The following is a 14,610-nucleotide window of genomic DNA, read 5'->3' as shown; positions in this document are numbered from 1 at the left end:
TTCGATGTCCGCGTCGAGTGGATCACCTCCACGGCGCCTGACGGGCGAAAGCCCAGGTCAGGCGCCATTTTTCGTGCTCCTAGAAGAAGCCGAGCTTCTTCGGCGAGTACGAGACGAGGAGATTCTTGGTCTGCTGGTAGTGCTCCAGCATCATCTTGTGGGTCTCGCGGCCGATGCCCGACTGCTTGTAGCCGCCGAACGCCGCATGTGCCGGGTAGGCGTGGTAGCAGTTCGTCCAGACGCGGCCCGCCTGGATCGCGCGGCCCGCGCGGTACGCCGTGTTGACGTCGCGGGTCCAGACGCCCGCGCCGAGGCCGTACGCCGTGTCGTTGGCGATGCGGACCGCGTCGTCGAAGTCCTCGAACGAGGTCACCGACACCACCGGGCCGAAGATCTCCTCCTGGAAGATCCGCATCCGGTTGTCTCCCTCGAAGACGGTCGGCTGGACGTAGAAGCCGCCCGCCAGTTCCCCGCCGTGGTCGATGCGGCCGCCGCCCGTGAGGATCTTCGCGCCCTCCCGCTGGCCGATCTCCACGTACGAGAGGACCTTCTTCAGCTGCTCCTCGGAGGCCTGCGCGCCGATCATCGTGTCCGTGTCCAGCGGGTGGCCCGGCACGATCAGTTCCGTGCGGGCGACCGCCGCGTCCAGGAAGTCGCCGTAGCGGCCGCGCTCGATCAGCGCGCGCGAGGGGCTGGTGCACACCTCGCCCTGGTTCAGCGCGAACATCGTGAAGCCCTCCAGGGCCTTGTCGCGCAGGTCGTCGTCCTTCGTCCAGATGTCGTCGAAGAAGAGGTTCGGGCTCTTCCCGCCGAGTTCCAGCGTGACCGGCTTCAGGTGCTCCGCCGCGTACTGCAGGATCAGCCGGCCCGTCGCCGTCTCCCCGGTGAAGGCCACCTTCGCCACGCGCGGGCTCGACGCCAGCGGCTTGCCGGCCTCCTCGCCGAAGCCGTTGACGATGTTCACCACCCCGGGGGGAAGGAGGTCCGCCACCAGGCCGAGCCAGTAGTGGACGGAGGCCGGGGTCTGCTCGGCCGGCTTGAGGACCACCGCGTTGCCGGCGGCCAGGGCCGGGGCCAGCTTCCACACCGCCATCAGGATCGGGAAGTTCCACGGGATGATCTGCCCGACCACGCCCAGCGGCTCGTGGAAGTGGTAGGCGACCGTGTCGTCGTCCAGCTGGCTGAGCGACCCCTCCTGCGCGCGCAGCGCCCCCGCGAAGTAGCGGAACTGGTCGACGGCGAGCGGGAGGTCGGCGGCGAGGGTCTCCCGGACGGGCTTGCCGTTCTCCCAGGTCTCCGCGACCGCCAGGGCCTCCAGGTTCTGCTCCATCCGGTCCGCGATGCGCAGCAGGATGCCCGCGCGTTCCGTGACCGACGTACGGCCCCAGGCCGGGGCCGCCGCGTGCGCCGCGTCCAGGGCCCGCTCGACGTCCTCCGCCGTGCCCCGGGCGACCTCCGTGAAGGGCTGTCCGGTGACGGGGGAGGGGTTCTCGAAGTACCGGCCGCGGGCGGGCGCGACGTACGCGCCGCCGATGTAGTGGTCGTAGCGGGACGCGTACGCCATCAGGGCGCCCTCGGTTCCGGGCGCAGCGTATCGGGCCATGGTGGTCCTCCCCTTGCCGGGCGCCGGCCGCCGTCGGACAGCGCTCGGGAGGGAGGCTAGGAGCGGGCAGGTTGCGGGAACGTTGCACGCCCCGCGCCCAGCTCCTCGTCGAGGGAGCGTACGCGGGCCAGCGCGGCCGGCCGGTCCCGCGGCGGCAGCGCCGCGGCCAGGGCCCGCCACACGGCCGGATCCTCGGCACCCCACGGGCTGCACACCCAGTCGGACAGCAGCCCCACGTCCGCCCGCGCGATCACCGCCGCCCGTGCCTGGTCCTCGATCCGGCGCCGGAGCCGGACGATGCCGGGGGCGGAGGAGGACGGCAGCAGCGGGCCCGGGTAGCGGGTGAGGGCGGCCGAGACCGCGCCCGCCGCCAGGTGCCGGGTCACGGCCGCGAAATCGGCCTCCAGCGGGACGGCCGTGCGGTACGGGCGCGAGAGCAGGTTCCCGGCGCCCAGCAGGGCGCGCAGCCGGGACATCTCCGCCCGCAGCGTCACCGCCGCCACCGACTCGTCCTCGTACAGGGCGTAGGCCAGCTCCTCCCCGGACAGCCCCTCGGGATGCTGCGCGAGGAGGGTCAGGATCTCGCTGTGCCGCCGGCCCGGCCTGATCCGGCGCCCGCCGAGCACGAGCAGCGCCTCGTCGCGGCCGAGCACGCCGAGGGTGTCGGGGGCGGCCGCGTCCGGCTCCGGCGCCAGCAGCGCCAGCTGGGCCTCGGCGGCCCGGGCCACCGCCTGCACGAAGGCGAGCGAGTGCGGATGGGCCAGCCCGTCGCCGCCGGTGATGTCCACCGCGCCCAGCACCCGGCCGGTGCGCGGGTCCCGGACCGGGGCCGCCGCGCAGGTCCAGGGGTGCACCCGGCGGCTGAAGTGCTCGGCTCCGAAGACCTGGACGGGTTCCCCCAGCGCGACCGCCGTACCGGGGGCGTTGGTTCCCATCGCCGTCTCCGCCCAGCGCGAACCCGGTACGAAGCCCAGCTCCTCGGCCCGCCCCAGGGTGGCGGGCTCGCCCTCGACCCACAGCAGCCCGCCCCGCGCGTCGCACACCGCCAGCAGATGGGCCCCGTGCGCGGCGAACGCCCCCACCAGGTCCCGGAACAGCGGCATCACCCGGGCCAGCGGATGCCGCTCCCGGTACGCCAGCAGCTCCGGCTCCGGCCGCTCCAGGCGGGGCGCGCACTCGGGGCTGACCCGGGCCCGCGCGCAGCGCCGCCAGGACTTCGCGATCACCGCCCGGACCGGCGGCTCGACCCGCCCGTCCCGGGTGAAGGCCTCGTGCGCCCGCCGCAGGACGCGCGTGCGCTCGACGGGATCGGCCCCGCCCGGCAGCGCCGGCGACGGATCGCCCATGTCACCCTCCCCAGGGACCGTGGAGCCGCGGTGCGCGGAGGGCCCCATCGTGGGGCGGGGCCGGGACCCCGGCAAGCGCCGCGTCGGCCAGTTCTCGCCGAAACCAGGCCGGTCCGCGCCGAGACCAGGCCGGTCCGCGCCGGAGCCGGGCCGGTGCGCGCCGGAGCCCGCCGCGACGCCGCAGCGGGCGCCGCAGGGGATGGCCTCCTCGCCGGCCTCGCCGGTCACCTCGCGCGGGATGCGGTGGCGTGGCCGGGAACGTACCGTCGCCGTGGCGCGTTGTGCGGGTAGTGGGCGACGCAGGAGGAGGTGTCCGCAGATGTCGAAGAGCGGGAAGACCGCGGCCGTCGCGATCGCGGCGGCGGTCGTGCTGTTCTGGCTGTTCGGGTTCTGGGCCGCGCTGGCGGTCCTGATCGGGGTCCCGGTGCTGGCCTACCTCCTCCTGGACCCCGCCCAGAGACGCCGGGTGCGGGGCCTGTCGAGAAAGCAGCTCGGCCGCTGAGGGCGGCCAAGGGGGGAGCAGTCACATGAACACCACCGCACGGGTCGCGGCGGTCAGCAGCAACGGCGTCTACTCGTTCACGAAGCCGAACCGGGAGAGCATCACCCTGCTCGCCGGCCTCGGTGTCGAGGGCGACGTGCACGCCGGGGTCACGGTCAGGCACCGCTCGCGCGTGGCGCAGGACCCGACGCAGCCCAACCTGCGCCAGGTCCACCTGATCCACCGGGAGCTCTTCGACGAGGTCGCCGAGGCCGGTTTCAGCGTCGCGCCCGGCCAGCTCGGGGAGAACGTCACCACCGAGGGGATCGACCTGCTCGCCCTGCCCACCGGCACCCTGCTGGGCATCGGGGCGGAGGCGGTCGTGGAGGTGACGGGCCTGCGCAACCCGTGCCCGCAGATCAACGCCTTCCAGGACGGACTGCTCAAGCAGGTCGTCGGCCGGGACCAGGAGGGCCGGCTGGTCCGCAGGGCCGGCATCATGGGCGTGGTCCAGCAGGGCGGCACGGTCCGCCCCGGTGACGCCATCTCGGTCACCCTCCCGCCCGCGCCGCACGTACCGCTCGAACGGGTCTGAGCGGTGCGCGGGCGCGCGCCCGGCCGGAGGCGGCTCTCCCCGACTCCGGCGGTCCGGGCCGCCCGGGCGGCGCCGGCTCAGTAGTAGTCGCGCATCAGGGCCGACGCCCACTCCGGCTGGCGGACCTCGCCGCGGGGCCCGAACTCCCGCATGTACGGCTTGATGTCGAGCACCGGGGTGCCGTCCACCGCGTCCAGGCCCTCCACGTGCACGTCCAGGCCGTCGACCTTCACCACCCGGCAGGGGGAGACGCCGAGCCGGTTGGGCCGGTTCTTGCCGCGCTGCGCGAAGATGCCGACCAGCGGCCAGTCCCGGTTCCCCCGCGGATGCTGGGCGCCCGTCTTGACCGCGTCCGCCGGGACCCGGTCGAAGTGGTAGACGACCTCGAGGTGCGAGAAGTCCTCCAGCCCGTAGAGGGCCTCCGGCCCGAACCGTCCGGCGTCCAGCCGGATCACGGCCCGCTCCGGTCCCCAGTCGTCGTCCACGACCTCGGCCCGGCCGCCCACGACCACGCCCACCGGTTCCACGTCCACCGGTTCCACGTCCATCGGGTCCACCCTCACCACTCCCCGTTCCCCGTCCATCGTTCCCCGGATCCGTCCTCAGGCCGGCCGCACGGCCGCCCGGTCCAGCGCCGCCAGCAGGACGGACAGCCCGGGCAGCCCGTCCAGCCCCTCGCGGGGCACCGCCAGCACCCCGCCCGGCTCCTCGTCCAGCAGGACGAAGGCCGCGTCGCCGGTCCGGGCCACCAGCGACCAGCCGGGCCCGTCCGCCCGGAAGGTCCGTACGCCCTCACCCGCGAAGGCCGACCGGACCCGCCCCGGCGGGGGCGCCTGCCGGGCGTAGTCCACAGCCTCCCGCAGCGCCCGCGCCAGCCCCGGGTGCGCCGCGGCCGCCGCCCCGCCGTCCTCCGCCTCGCGCCCGCTCCAGTCCGCCCACTCCCGGGCGATCTGGTCCGCGCCCAGCCTCCGCTGCACCGGCCCCCAGGCATCCGCCGACGGCGGCGCCAGCGGTACCCGTCCGGTGCCGTCCGCGCCCCGCTCCGGGTCGTGCGGCGCCGGGATGCCGGGCGTCGACACCGTCAGCTCCAGCGGCCAGCCCGCCAGCGAGAGCACGACCGTCCGCTCGTCGGGCGACAGGTCGTACTCCATGCCGCAGTCCCAGGAGGCGATGGCGGCGGCCACCAGGGAGACGTCGTCCACGACGACCGTCCAGCGGGCGCCCTCCTCGTCCTGGCCGAGCACCAGCCCGTACCCCTCGGCGGCCGGCGCCACGCCCAGCAGCGCGCAGGCCTCCGGGAAGTCGTCGCCGAGCAGTGCCGGGAACTGCGTGGGGGTCAGCAGCACGGCGCTCAGCACGTACAGCGAGCCCCCGCCCTCCTCGTCCGACACGTGGCCTCCCGATCGCAGTCTCGTCGGCGCACCCTAACCAGCGGGTAACTCGCACGTCGAGACCCGGCGGGCGGCGATTTTCAAGCCTGCTACCTGCACGTAGAGTTGACCACCCGCCACAGAGAAGGGAGACCGGTGCAGCGTTACGACCGGCTGAAGGAGATCCTCCGGCTCGACCCCGACAAGGACTTCCTCGCCATCTACCGGCTCACCGCCACCTACGAGTTCCCCTGGGACTTCACCCGCGCCCTGGAACTCGCCCTCTTCCGCACCTACGCCGTCCCGAGCATCGGCAGCCTGCTCGCCGAGACGGCCGAGTTCACCGAGCGCCCCCAGAAGCGCTACGACGACACCGCGCTGCTGCTCGACGCGGTCGTGGAGCACGGCTTCGACCACGACACGGCGCGCACCGCGATCCGCCGCGTCAACCAGATGCACCGCAGCTACGACATCTCCGACGACGACATGCGCTACGTCCTGTGCACCTTCGTGGTGATCCCCTCGCGCTGGATCGAGGCCTACGGCTGGCGCCCGCTGACCCACCACGAGCGCCGAGCCTGCGCCAACTACTACGCGACGCTCGGCAAGCACCTGGGCATCAAGGACGTCCCCGGCTCCTACGAGGAGTTCGAGACGACCCTGGACGCCTACGAGGAGGCCCACTTCGGCTGGGACGAGGGGGGCCGCGGGGTCGCCGACGCCACCCTCGGCCTGATGGCCTCCTGGTATCCGGCGCCCCTCGCCCCCGCCGTGCTCCGCGCGAGCCGCGCCCTCCTCGACGAGCCGCTGCTGGACGCCTTCCGCTACGAGCGCCCGCACCCCGCCCTCAGCCGCCTGGTCCGGGGAGCCCTGCGGCTGCGCGGCCGGGCGGTACGGCTGCTGCCGCCGCGGAAGGCGCCGCACTACGCGCGCCAGAACCCGGAGATCAAGGGCTACCCCGACGGCTACGACGTGGGCGAGCTCGGCACCTTCCCGGTGCCCGGGGCGAGCGGTTGCCCCGTGCCCCATCCGCGCCGCCCGGCCGGAGCGGAGGCCCAGCCCCCGGCGTAGCCCCCGGGGGTCCGGCGGGGACCCCGGTGCGCGGGCCGGCGCGCAGGGGCGGGAGCCCGCCTCAGGCGCCGCGTACGGCCAGGACCAGGAAGCGGGCGTCCTCGTCGGCGTACGAGGTCATCCGCCAGCCGGAACCGGACAGCAGCGGGCCGAGGTTGTGCTCGGCCCGCAGGTCGTCGGGGGTGAGCTCGCGGCCGTGGCGCGCGGCGAGCGCCGCTCGCCCGATCGGGTGAAACAGTGCGAGCCGGCCACCGGCGCGGACCACGCGGGCGAGCTCCCGCAGGTTCGCCGCCGGCTCGGGAAGGTGCGCGATCAGCCCCGCCGCGAACACCGCGTCCAGGGCCCCGTCGCGCAGCGGCAGCCGGGCCACGTCCGCGCACAGCAGCGTCCCGTCCGCCCCGCGTCCCGCCCGCCGGGCGGCGGCCAGCATCCGCTCGGTGAGGTCCGCGCCGAGCACGGTCCCGGAGGGGCCGACGGCGGCGCGCAGCGGGGTCAGCGCCCGCCCGGTCCCGCAGCCCGCGTCGAGCACCCGGTCGCCGGGCCCGACGCCGAGCTCGGCGACGGCCGTCGCGAAGGCGGGGCCGTCCTCCGGGAACTTCTCGTCCCAGGCGTCCGCACGCGCCCCGAAGAACTCCTGTACGCGCGCCCGGTCCTCGCTCCTGCGGTTCACCGTGTCCATGCACCCATGATTCCCCACCCGGTGCCCGGTCCGGCGCCCCGGGGGCCCGTGCGGCCCCGCGGGCGGCTCACATGGGGTCCCTGCGCACCGTGTGCAAGGTGGCACGTGGTGTGATCGCAGACGAACGGAGCTCTGTCATATTCCAGCAGTTCCAGCGGCTTTCGAAATGCGCCCCTTGTTCGTGCCCTCACCCGGACTAGCGTCCCGTGGCCATGGGACACCTGGACCACGCCGCCTATGGCTGGCTGACACCCGTGCTGTCGTACGTGATGGCATCGACCGGCGCCGCCCTGGGGCTGCGCTGCACCGTCCGCGCGCTCGCCGCGACGGGCGCCTCCCGCCGCAACTGGCTGCTCACCGCGGCCTCCGCCATCGGCACCGGCATCTGGACGATGCACTTCATCGCCATGCTCGGCTTCCACGTCACCGGCACCGAGATCCACTTCAACGTGCCGCTGACCCTGCTGAGCCTGCTCGGCGCCGTGCTCGTCGTCGGCGCCGGGGTCTTCGCCGTCGGCTACGGCAAGGACCGCGGCCGCTCCCTGGTCCTCGGCGGCCTCACCACCGGCCTCGGCGTGGCGAGCATGCACTACCTCGGCATGGCGGCCCTGCGCCTGCACGGCCGGATCGTCTACGACCCGCTCACCGTCGGGCTGTCCGTCGCCATCGCCGTCGTCGCCGCGACCGCCGCGCTGTGGGCCGCCCTCAACATCAGCTCGCCGCTGGCCGTGGCCGTCGCCTCCCTCGTCATGGGCGGGGCCGTCAGCAGCATGCACTACACCGGGATGATGGCCGTCGCCGTCCGCGTGGCCCCCTCGGACCAGGCCCTTCCGGGGGCCACCGCGGTGCAGTTCGTCTTCCCGCTCGCGGTCGGGCTCGGCTCGTACCTCTTCATCACCGCCGCCTTCGTCGCGCTGTCCCCGACGGCGGACGAGTGGGCGGCGTCGGACTCCGCCTCCGCCGCGGCCTCCGCATCCGCGTCCCCGAACGCGGCGGCGCCCGCGTTCCCGTCCGCTCCGGCCCCGGCCCCGGCGCCGCCCTCCGCCCGGCGCCCGGTGGAGCGCGCCGCCCCCTCCCGCTGACCACCCCCGCGCCCCGTCCAGACGTACCTCCCCGGAACGAGGAGTCCATGCGCAGACCCCGCACCAGACCGGAACCAGCGGCGCCGCGGCCGCCCGCGCCCCCGGTGCGCGGCCGCCGCGCCCACGCCGGTCCCCCCGCCGAGGAGGGGGACGGGCCCGGGTTCCCCGGCGGCGGCGCCGGCACGGGCGACGGGGGTCCGGCGCGGCCGGCGGTCCGGCTGCGGCCCGCCACCGTGCGCGCCAAGGTCGTCTCGCTGCTGATGGTCCCGGTGGTCTCCCTGCTCGCCCTCTGGGGCTTCGCCACCGTCGGCGCCGCCCAGGACGTGGCCCGCCTCGACCGCCTCCGGCAGGTCGACGCCGGGATGCGCACGCCCGTGGCCGCCGCCCTCACCGAGCTCCAGGCCGAGCGCCGGGCCGCCGTCCGCTTCCTGGCCGACCCCGCCTCCGGCCAGGCGTCCGCCCTCGAACAGCAGGCCCGGCGCACCGACGCGGCCGTGGGGCGGTTGCGCCTCGGCGACCGCCACACCGTCGCCGACTCCGGCGACTACCGCGCCGACGTCGTCGTCCGCCTCCGCTCCTTCGTCGCCGACGCCGAGGCGCTCGGCTCCGCCCGCAAGGACGTCGCGGCCCGCCGGGCCACCCCGGACGGGGCCTACGAGACGTACACCCGCGTGGCCGAATCCGCCCTCGCCGTCGAGGGAGCCCTGTCCGGCGGCCGGGACGCCGAACCCGGACCGGACGCGCGCGTCCTGCTGGAGTTCGCCCGGGCCGCCGAACTGCTCTCCCGGGAGGACGCCCTGCTCGCCCTGCCGGGCCCCCGCAACGCCGACGCGCAGCGCCGTCTGACCGGCACGGTGGAGTCCCGCCGTGCGCTGACGGCGGCCAGCGCGGGGGACCTGCCCCCCGGCCAGCGGGCGGTCTGGCGGGCCGTGGCGGTCAGCGCCGCCTACACGGAGCTGACCGCCGCCGAGGACAAGGCCCTGACGGCGCCGGCCGCCACCGCTGCTTCCGCGAGCGCGGGTTCCGGGGGCTCCGCGGGCTCCGGGGGTTCCGCCGGCTCCGCGGTGAAGGAGCCGCGCGGCACGCCCCCGGGGTGGGACGGCGCGTACACGAGCGTCAGCAGCTCGATGCGCGAGATCCGGGAAGCCGCGCACGCCGAGACCGCCCGGCGCGCCGATCCGCTCGCCGGGACCGCCCTCAGCCCGGCCGGCGCCGCCGTGCTGCTGGGCCTGGCCGCCGTCGCCGTGTCCCTCGTCATCTCCGTCCGCATCGGCCGCTTCCTGGTCGTGGAGCTGGTGACGCTGCGCAACTCCGCCCTGGAGATCGCCCACCGCAAGCTCCCGGACGCCATGGACCGGATCCGGGCCGGCCGGGCCGACGAGATCGACATCGAGGCCGAGGCCCCGTCCGGCCCGCCCGCCGAGGACGAGATCACCCAGGTGGGCGAGGCCCTGTCCACCGTCCACCGGGCCGCCCTCAGCGCCGCGGTCGAGCGGGCCGAACTCGCGAGCGGGGTCAGCGGGGTCTTCGTCAACCTCGCCCGCCGCAGCCAGGTCCTGGTCCACAAGCAGCTCACCCTGCTGGACTCGATGGAGCGCCGGGCCGACGACCCGGGCGAGCTCGGCGACCTCTTCCGGCTCGACCACCTCACCACCCGGATGCGCCGTCACGCCGAGAGCCTGATCATCCTGTCCGGTGCGGCCCCCGGCAGGGCCTGGCGGATGCCGGTGCCGCTGACGAACGTCGTGCGCGCGGCCGTCTCCGAGATCGAGGACTATCCGCGCGTCGAGGTGCGCGGGCTCGCCGAGACCCCGGTCGCGGGGGGACCGGTCGCCGACCTCACCCACCTCCTCGCTGAACTGATCGAGAACGCCGCCCAGTTCTCCCCGCCGCACACCAAGGTCCGGGTCAGCGGTGAGCCCGTCGGCGCCGGCTACGTGCTGGAGGTCGAGGACCGCGGGCTCGGCATGGGCCGCGAGGCCCTCGCCGAGGCGAACCGGCGGATCGAGCAGTCCGAGGACCTCGACCTCTTCGACAGCGACCGCCTGGGGCTCTTCGTCGTCAGCCGGCTCTCCGCCCGCCACGGCATCCGGGTGCACCTGCGCCCCTCGCCGTACGGGGGCACCACCGCGGTGGTGCTGCTGCCGCTCGCCCTCCTCCAGGGCGCCATCGAGGCCCCGCAGGCCGCCGTGGCGGAGCCTGCGGCGGCGTACGGCGCGGCCGACGGCGAGCGGCCGGAGCCGCTGCGGGCCGCGGACGTTGGGGAGACCGCGGGCGGCGCCCCGGCCCCCGGCCCGGGCCGCCGCCCGCAGGCCGCCGCCGCCGTCCCCGCGGCCCCTGCCGCCCCCGAGCCGTCCGCGCCGGACCCGGGCCCCGTCCCCGCGGCCGGGCCCGGCGCGCGCCCCGTACCCGCCCCCAGGGATCCGGCACCCGCCCCGGTGGCGCCCCTGCGGCCGTGCGCCCCCGGTGGCGCGGGCATCCGTACCGCCGCGGCGTCCGTCGCGCCCGCGTCGCCGGAGGCGGCACCCCCCGCCGCACCGGCCGGCGCACCCCGCGCCATCCCGCTCCCCGCCGTCCCCGCGGCCGAACTGCCGCGCCGGGTGCGCCAGGCCAGCCTGGTCCCGCAGCTGCGCGAGGCCCCCGCCGTGCCGCCCCCGGCCTGGGAAGGGACTCCCGCCGGGCCTCCGGGCCGGAGCCCGGAGCAGGTGCGGGACCGGATGGCGGCCTACCGGGCCGGATGGGCGCGCGGCTCCCGGGACGACTCCCCCCCTGCAGGCAGCGAAGGAGAAGTGTGATGACCGAACACCACAGGGCCGCGCTCGGCGGCGTCCGCCGGACGAGCGGGCCGGACTGGCTGCTCGACGAACTGGTGATGCGGGTCCGGGAGGTGCGGCACGCGGTGGTCCTGTCCAACGACGGGCTCGCGGTCGGCTCCTCCAGCGGGCTGAGCCGGGAGGACGCCGAGCACCTGGCCGCCGTGGCCTCCGGGTTCCACAGCCTCGCCAAGGGCGCGGGCCGGCACTTCCGCGCGGGGGACGTGCGCCAGACGATGGTGGAGATGGACGAGGGGTTCCTCTTCGTCGCGGCCGCGGGGGACGGTTCCTGCCTGGCGGTCCTCAGTACGGCCGGCGCGGACGTAGGCCTGATCGCGTACGAGATGGCCCGGCTGGTCAAACGGGTCGGCGAGCACCTCTACACCCCGCCCCGGTACGCGGTCCACCACCCGCCGGCCGCCGGGTGAGAGCGAAGGCCCGGCCCGTGGACGGCCGGTGGTACGACGCCGACGCGGGCCCGCTCGTCCGCCCGTACGCCATGACCGGAGGGCGGACGAAGCCGGGGCCGCACGGGGTCCGCTTCGACCTGATCGCCCTGGTCGTGGTCGACGCGGCGGCGGGCGGGGCGGGGGAGGCGGCGCTGCTGGGCCCCGAACACCGGGCCCTGCTGGGGCTCTGCCGGTCCGAGACCCAGTCGGTCGCGGAGCTCGCCGCCGAGGCCGATCTCCCGGTGGGCGTGGTGCGGGTGCTGCTGGGGGACCTGCTGGAGGCGGGGCAGGTGAAGGTCAGCCGTCCGGTGGCGCCCGCCCGGCTGCCGGAGCTGCGGATTCTGCGGGAAGTCATCGAGGGATTGCGAGCGCTGTGATGGGACTGCACGACGACGGAGCCACGGGGACGGGGGGCTCGGCGGGGGACGCCGATCTGGCCGCGCTCGCGCTGAAGATCCTCGTGGCGGGCGGGTTCGGGGTGGGCAAGACCACGCTGGTCGGCGCGGTCAGCGAGATCCGTCCGCTGCGGACGGAGGAACTGCTGAGCGAGGCGGGCGAGCTGGTCGACGACACCGGCGGGGTGGAACGGAAGTCCACGACCACGGTGGCCATGGACTTCGGGCGGATCACCATCCGCTCCGGGCTGTCGCTGTACCTGTTCGGCACACCGGGCCAGGACCGCTTCTGGTTCCTGTGGGACGAGCTGGCGCAGGGCGCGCTCGGGGCGGTGGTGCTCGCCGACACCCGGCGGCTGGAGGACTGCTTTCCGGCGGTGGACTACTTCGAGCACCGGCGGATCCCCTTCGTGGTCGCCGTCAACTGTTTCGCCGACGCCCGGAGCTACGGGGCGAACGAGGTGTCGCGGGCGCTGGACCTGGAGCAGGGGACGCCGGTGGTCCTGTGCGACGCGCGGGACAAGGACTCGGGCAAGGAGGTGCTGATCCGGCTGGTCGAGTACGCGGGGCGGGTGCACACCGCCCGGCTGCTGGAGGCCGTTGGACCGCAGGCCGGTTCCGTGTGAAGGGCCGGATTCCGCCTCTTGACGGTGTCTGCGGCGGTGGTGCACGCGCAGCGGCCGCCGCCGGGAACGGACCGGGTGGGAGCGGTGGGAGGGCTTCCGTCCCCGCGGGGCGCGGACGGCCTTCCGGCGCGGGCGGAGCGCGGGACGGACGCCCGCCATTCCTCTTGAGTCATCTTCCGTGCCATGCGTCCATCCTCCTTGCCGGAAAGCCCCTGGTGGGGAAGGCTTGCGGCACGACCACGCGGGGAGGGGCGCGGCCACGTCGGCCGGGTCAACGGGGAGGGGCTGGAAATGGCACTGGACAAGCAGCTCGACTGGTTGCTGGACGATCTGACGCGCAGGGTCCCGCAGGTGCGCCACGCGGTCGTCCTGTCGAACGACGGACTGGTGACGGCGGCGAGCGCGGGCCTGGCACGGGAGGACGCCGAGCACCTCGCCGCCGTCGCGGCCGGGCTGCAGAGCCTGGCGAAGGGCTCCGGACGACACTTCAGGGCGGGTGAGGTGCGCCAGACGATGGTCGAGTACGACGAGGGCTTCCTCTTCGTGGTGGCGGCAGGTTCGGGCAGCAGCCTGTGCGCCCTGAGCGCCGCCGAGGCGGACATCGTGCAGGTCGCGTACGAGATGACGCTGCTGGTCAACCGGGTGGGGGAACACCTGGGTGTCGCGGAGCGGCGGATCACCGGGGGCTGAGCGCACGGCGCTCGGGGGAGTCCGCGGAGCGGGCCGGGTCCGCCGCTCCGGCGGGGAACCGGCAGGGTCCGGGGAGTTGTCCACAGGCCGGGCGCGATGTCGTAGCTCTCGGTTACGGTCTTCACACAGAGTGATCGCCAGGGGTGGTCGCCAGGTATGGGGGAGGACCGTGATGAAGCTGGACATGGAGGAGCGCGCGCCCCTCGGGACGACCCAGGAGGCGGACGCGGGGTCGAAGGCGGACGCGCGGCCGGAGGCGGACGCGCGGCCGGAGGCCCTGCTCGGCGGGGTCCGGGCCGCGGCGGAACTGGGCCTGAGGCGGAGTGAGTTCGCCCGGGCCGTCCAGCTCGGGCTGGTGCGCCAGGGGCCCCGTGCGGCGGGCGTCGCCGCCCGGTTCACCCGGGCCGAGCTGGAGCGGGTCAAGGCGGCGCGGGGATTCCCGGAGGCACTGCGCGCCCAGGTCGAGACGGTGGCCGGCGCGGACCACGCGGCCCGGGTGCTGGGCACCGGGCCGACCCGGTTCACCCGGCTCGCCCGCTGCGGGCACCTGGGCCCCGTCGGCTACCGGGTCAACCGCTACCGGGCCCTGGTCTGGCTCTATCTGGCGGCGGAGCTGAGGGAGTTCGCCGCCCGGGAGCCGGGGCTGCTGCGGGGCGCCGCGCCCCCGGGGGACCGGGAGCTGTGGGCGGCCCGGGCGGACCTGCGCCCGCTCAAGTGGCGGGAACGGCACGTGGGGCTGCTGCTGAGACGGACCGCCGACCCGTGGGAGCGGGCCGCCGTGGTGGCCTCCGTGCTCCCGGACGAGGAGGTGCTGGCCGCCGTGCCCGACCCGGCCGAGCGGATCGTGCTCGCTGCCCTCGCACCACCCCCGCCCTACGGCCACCCGCAGGTCCCGGCGGCCGCGGCGGTGGCCCGCCCGCTCCTGCTGGCGCAGCGGCCGCAGGAGGTCGACCGGTACCGCGCCAGGCTGGACTCGGCCCTGGCAGGGGCGCGGGATCAGTCGAACTCGACGGGGGAGAGGGGGCCGACGTAGACCCACGCGCCGCCCTCCCGGGAGAAGGCGCTGTTCTCGTGGAGCGATCCCGTGTGCCCGCCCTCGCGGTAGTGCGCGCGGAACTCCACCGACCCCTCGGTCTCGAAGATCCCGCCGCGCTCGGTCGCGAGGACCTCCAGCCGCTCCCAGCGCTGGTCCGGATCGAGGTCGAGCCGGCCCGGGCGGGTCGAGGAATGCCAGGACCGCATCAGGTAGGCGGTGTCGCCGACCGCGAAGGCGCTGAAGCGCGAGCGCATCAGCAGCTCGGCGGTGGGAGCCTGCTGCGCCCCCGAGTGGAAGCGGCCGCAGCAGGCCGGATAGGCGGCGGGCAGCCCGCAGGGGCAGGGGAGGACCGGGGTGGACATGGAAGGGCTCAG

At 75.5% G+C, this 14,610-nt stretch carries 16 protein-coding genes; 10 read left to right on the top strand and 6 right to left on the bottom strand.

Annotated elements, in window-relative coordinates:
* Nucleotides 1–79: 79 nt before the first annotated feature.
* Nucleotides 80–1,603, bottom strand: coding sequence for an aldehyde dehydrogenase family protein (locus AB0469_RS05360; protein ID WP_366449989.1), 1,524 nt, complete (start codon nt 1,601–1,603; stop codon nt 80–82).
* Between the two features lie 56 nt (nt 1,604–1,659).
* Nucleotides 1,660–2,949 carry a GAF domain-containing protein gene (locus AB0469_RS05355; protein ID WP_366449988.1) on the bottom strand — a complete coding sequence of 430 codons (1,290 nt, stop codon included), beginning with the start codon at nt 2,947–2,949 and terminating at the stop codon, nt 1,660–1,662.
* Nucleotides 2,950–3,268: 319 nt separating this feature from the next.
* On the opposite strand from AB0469_RS05355, the gene AB0469_RS05350 reads away from it, so the two are divergent.
* Complete coding sequence (locus AB0469_RS05350; RefSeq protein ID WP_366449986.1) at nt 3,269–3,451, top strand: hypothetical protein; 183 nt, start codon at nt 3,269–3,271, stop codon at nt 3,449–3,451.
* Nucleotides 3,452–3,476: 25 nt separating this feature from the next.
* Nucleotides 3,477–4,025 carry an MOSC domain-containing protein gene (locus tag AB0469_RS05345; protein ID WP_366449985.1) on the top strand — a complete coding sequence of 183 codons (549 nt, stop codon included), beginning with the start codon at nt 3,477–3,479 and terminating at the stop codon, nt 4,023–4,025.
* A 77-nt stretch (nt 4,026–4,102) separates the two neighbouring features.
* On the opposite strand, the gene AB0469_RS05340 is transcribed toward AB0469_RS05345, so the two are convergent.
* Both AB0469_RS05340 and AB0469_RS05335 read right to left on the bottom strand, forming a co-directional pair.
* Nucleotides 4,103–4,573, bottom strand: a complete 471-nt coding sequence (locus AB0469_RS05340) for an SAM-dependent methyltransferase (RefSeq protein ID WP_366449984.1) — start codon at nt 4,571–4,573, stop codon at nt 4,103–4,105.
* Nucleotides 4,574–4,627: 54 nt separating this feature from the next.
* The gene (locus AB0469_RS05335) at nt 4,628–5,416 is read right to left on the bottom strand and encodes a hypothetical protein (protein ID WP_366449983.1); all 789 of its coding nucleotides are present in this window, start codon (nt 5,414–5,416) and stop codon (nt 4,628–4,630) included.
* Nucleotides 5,417–5,551: 135 nt separating this feature from the next.
* Between AB0469_RS05335 and AB0469_RS05330 the strand changes: the two genes are divergently transcribed.
* Nucleotides 5,552–6,466 carry an oxygenase MpaB family protein gene (locus AB0469_RS05330; RefSeq protein WP_366449982.1) on the top strand — a complete coding sequence of 305 codons (915 nt, stop codon included), beginning with the start codon at nt 5,552–5,554 and terminating at the stop codon, nt 6,464–6,466.
* Nucleotides 6,467–6,527: 61 nt separating this feature from the next.
* Here AB0469_RS05330 and AB0469_RS05325 read toward each other — a convergent pair whose 3' ends face one another.
* Nucleotides 6,528–7,145: a methyltransferase domain-containing protein gene (locus AB0469_RS05325; protein WP_366449981.1), complete on the bottom strand. Its 618-nt coding sequence runs from the start codon at nt 7,143–7,145 to the stop codon at nt 6,528–6,530.
* Nucleotides 7,146–7,357: 212 nt separating this feature from the next.
* Between AB0469_RS05325 and AB0469_RS05320 the strand changes: the two genes are divergently transcribed.
* From AB0469_RS05320 to AB0469_RS05290, 7 genes are all read left to right on the top strand, one after another.
* Complete coding sequence (locus tag AB0469_RS05320) at nt 7,358–8,227, top strand: MHYT domain-containing protein (RefSeq protein WP_366449980.1); 870 nt, start codon at nt 7,358–7,360, stop codon at nt 8,225–8,227.
* Nucleotides 8,228–8,274: 47 nt separating this feature from the next.
* Entirely contained in the window at nt 8,275–11,022 is a 2,748-nt protein-coding gene (locus tag AB0469_RS05315) for a nitrate- and nitrite sensing domain-containing protein (RefSeq protein ID WP_366449979.1), read from the top strand.
* A complete protein-coding gene (locus AB0469_RS05310) occupies nt 11,022–11,468 on the top strand; it encodes a roadblock/LC7 domain-containing protein (protein ID WP_366449978.1) in 447 nt (148 codons plus the stop codon). Before AB0469_RS05315 ends, AB0469_RS05310 begins: the two co-directional genes overlap by 1 nt.
* 17 nt (nt 11,469–11,485) lie before the next feature.
* Nucleotides 11,486–11,866, top strand: coding sequence for a DUF742 domain-containing protein (locus AB0469_RS05305; protein WP_366449977.1), 381 nt, complete (start codon nt 11,486–11,488; stop codon nt 11,864–11,866).
* Nucleotides 11,866–12,510: an ATP/GTP-binding protein gene (locus AB0469_RS05300; RefSeq protein ID WP_366449976.1), complete on the top strand. Its 645-nt coding sequence runs from the start codon at nt 11,866–11,868 to the stop codon at nt 12,508–12,510. The genes AB0469_RS05305 and AB0469_RS05300 overlap by 1 nt, the downstream gene beginning before the upstream one ends.
* A gap of 291 nt (nt 12,511–12,801) precedes the next feature.
* A complete protein-coding gene (locus AB0469_RS05295) occupies nt 12,802–13,200 on the top strand; it encodes a roadblock/LC7 domain-containing protein (protein WP_042809302.1) in 399 nt (132 codons plus the stop codon).
* A gap of 172 nt (nt 13,201–13,372) precedes the next feature.
* Nucleotides 13,373–14,233 carry a DUF6397 family protein gene (locus tag AB0469_RS05290; RefSeq protein ID WP_366449975.1) on the top strand — a complete coding sequence of 287 codons (861 nt, stop codon included), beginning with the start codon at nt 13,373–13,375 and terminating at the stop codon, nt 14,231–14,233.
* On the opposite strand, the gene AB0469_RS05285 is transcribed toward AB0469_RS05290, so the two are convergent.
* Entirely contained in the window at nt 14,197–14,598 is a 402-nt protein-coding gene (locus AB0469_RS05285; RefSeq protein ID WP_366449974.1) for a YchJ family metal-binding protein, read from the bottom strand. The genes AB0469_RS05290 and AB0469_RS05285 overlap by 37 nt on opposite strands.
* Between the last annotated feature and the right edge of the window lie 12 nt (nt 14,599–14,610).

Source organism: Streptomyces sp. NPDC093801, assembly GCF_040701585.1.
Classification (GTDB): Bacteria; Actinomycetota; Actinomycetes; order Streptomycetales; family Streptomycetaceae; genus Streptomyces.
Note: the sequence above shows the minus strand (reverse complement) of the source record. Positions and strands in the feature narration are given on the sequence as shown.

Bases quoted from the DNA above. Each gene is read 5' to 3' on its own strand.
- AB0469_RS05360 (WP_366449989.1), bottom strand. From the start codon at position 1,603: ATGGCCCGATACGCTGCGCCCGGAACCGAGGGCGCCCTGATGGCGTAC.
- AB0469_RS05355 (WP_366449988.1), bottom strand. From the start codon at position 2,949: ATGGGCGATCCGTCGCCGGCGCTGCCGGGCGGGGCCGATCCCGTCGAG.
- AB0469_RS05350 (WP_366449986.1), top strand. From the start codon at position 3,269: ATGTCGAAGAGCGGGAAGACCGCGGCCGTCGCGATCGCGGCGGCGGTC.
- AB0469_RS05345 (WP_366449985.1), top strand. From the start codon at position 3,477: ATGAACACCACCGCACGGGTCGCGGCGGTCAGCAGCAACGGCGTCTAC.
- AB0469_RS05340 (WP_366449984.1), bottom strand. From the start codon at position 4,573: ATGGACGTGGAACCGGTGGACGTGGAACCGGTGGGCGTGGTCGTGGGC.
- AB0469_RS05325 (WP_366449981.1), bottom strand. From the start codon at position 7,145: ATGGACACGGTGAACCGCAGGAGCGAGGACCGGGCGCGCGTACAGGAG.
- AB0469_RS05320 (WP_366449980.1), top strand. From the start codon at position 7,358: ATGGGACACCTGGACCACGCCGCCTATGGCTGGCTGACACCCGTGCTG.
- AB0469_RS05315 (WP_366449979.1), top strand. From the start codon at position 8,275: ATGCGCAGACCCCGCACCAGACCGGAACCAGCGGCGCCGCGGCCGCCC.
- AB0469_RS05310 (WP_366449978.1), top strand. From the start codon at position 11,022: ATGACCGAACACCACAGGGCCGCGCTCGGCGGCGTCCGCCGGACGAGC.
- AB0469_RS05300 (WP_366449976.1), top strand. From the start codon at position 11,866: ATGGGACTGCACGACGACGGAGCCACGGGGACGGGGGGCTCGGCGGGG.
- AB0469_RS05295 (WP_042809302.1), top strand. From the start codon at position 12,802: ATGGCACTGGACAAGCAGCTCGACTGGTTGCTGGACGATCTGACGCGC.
- AB0469_RS05290 (WP_366449975.1), top strand. From the start codon at position 13,373: ATGAAGCTGGACATGGAGGAGCGCGCGCCCCTCGGGACGACCCAGGAG.
- AB0469_RS05285 (WP_366449974.1), bottom strand. From the start codon at position 14,598: ATGTCCACCCCGGTCCTCCCCTGCCCCTGCGGGCTGCCCGCCGCCTAT.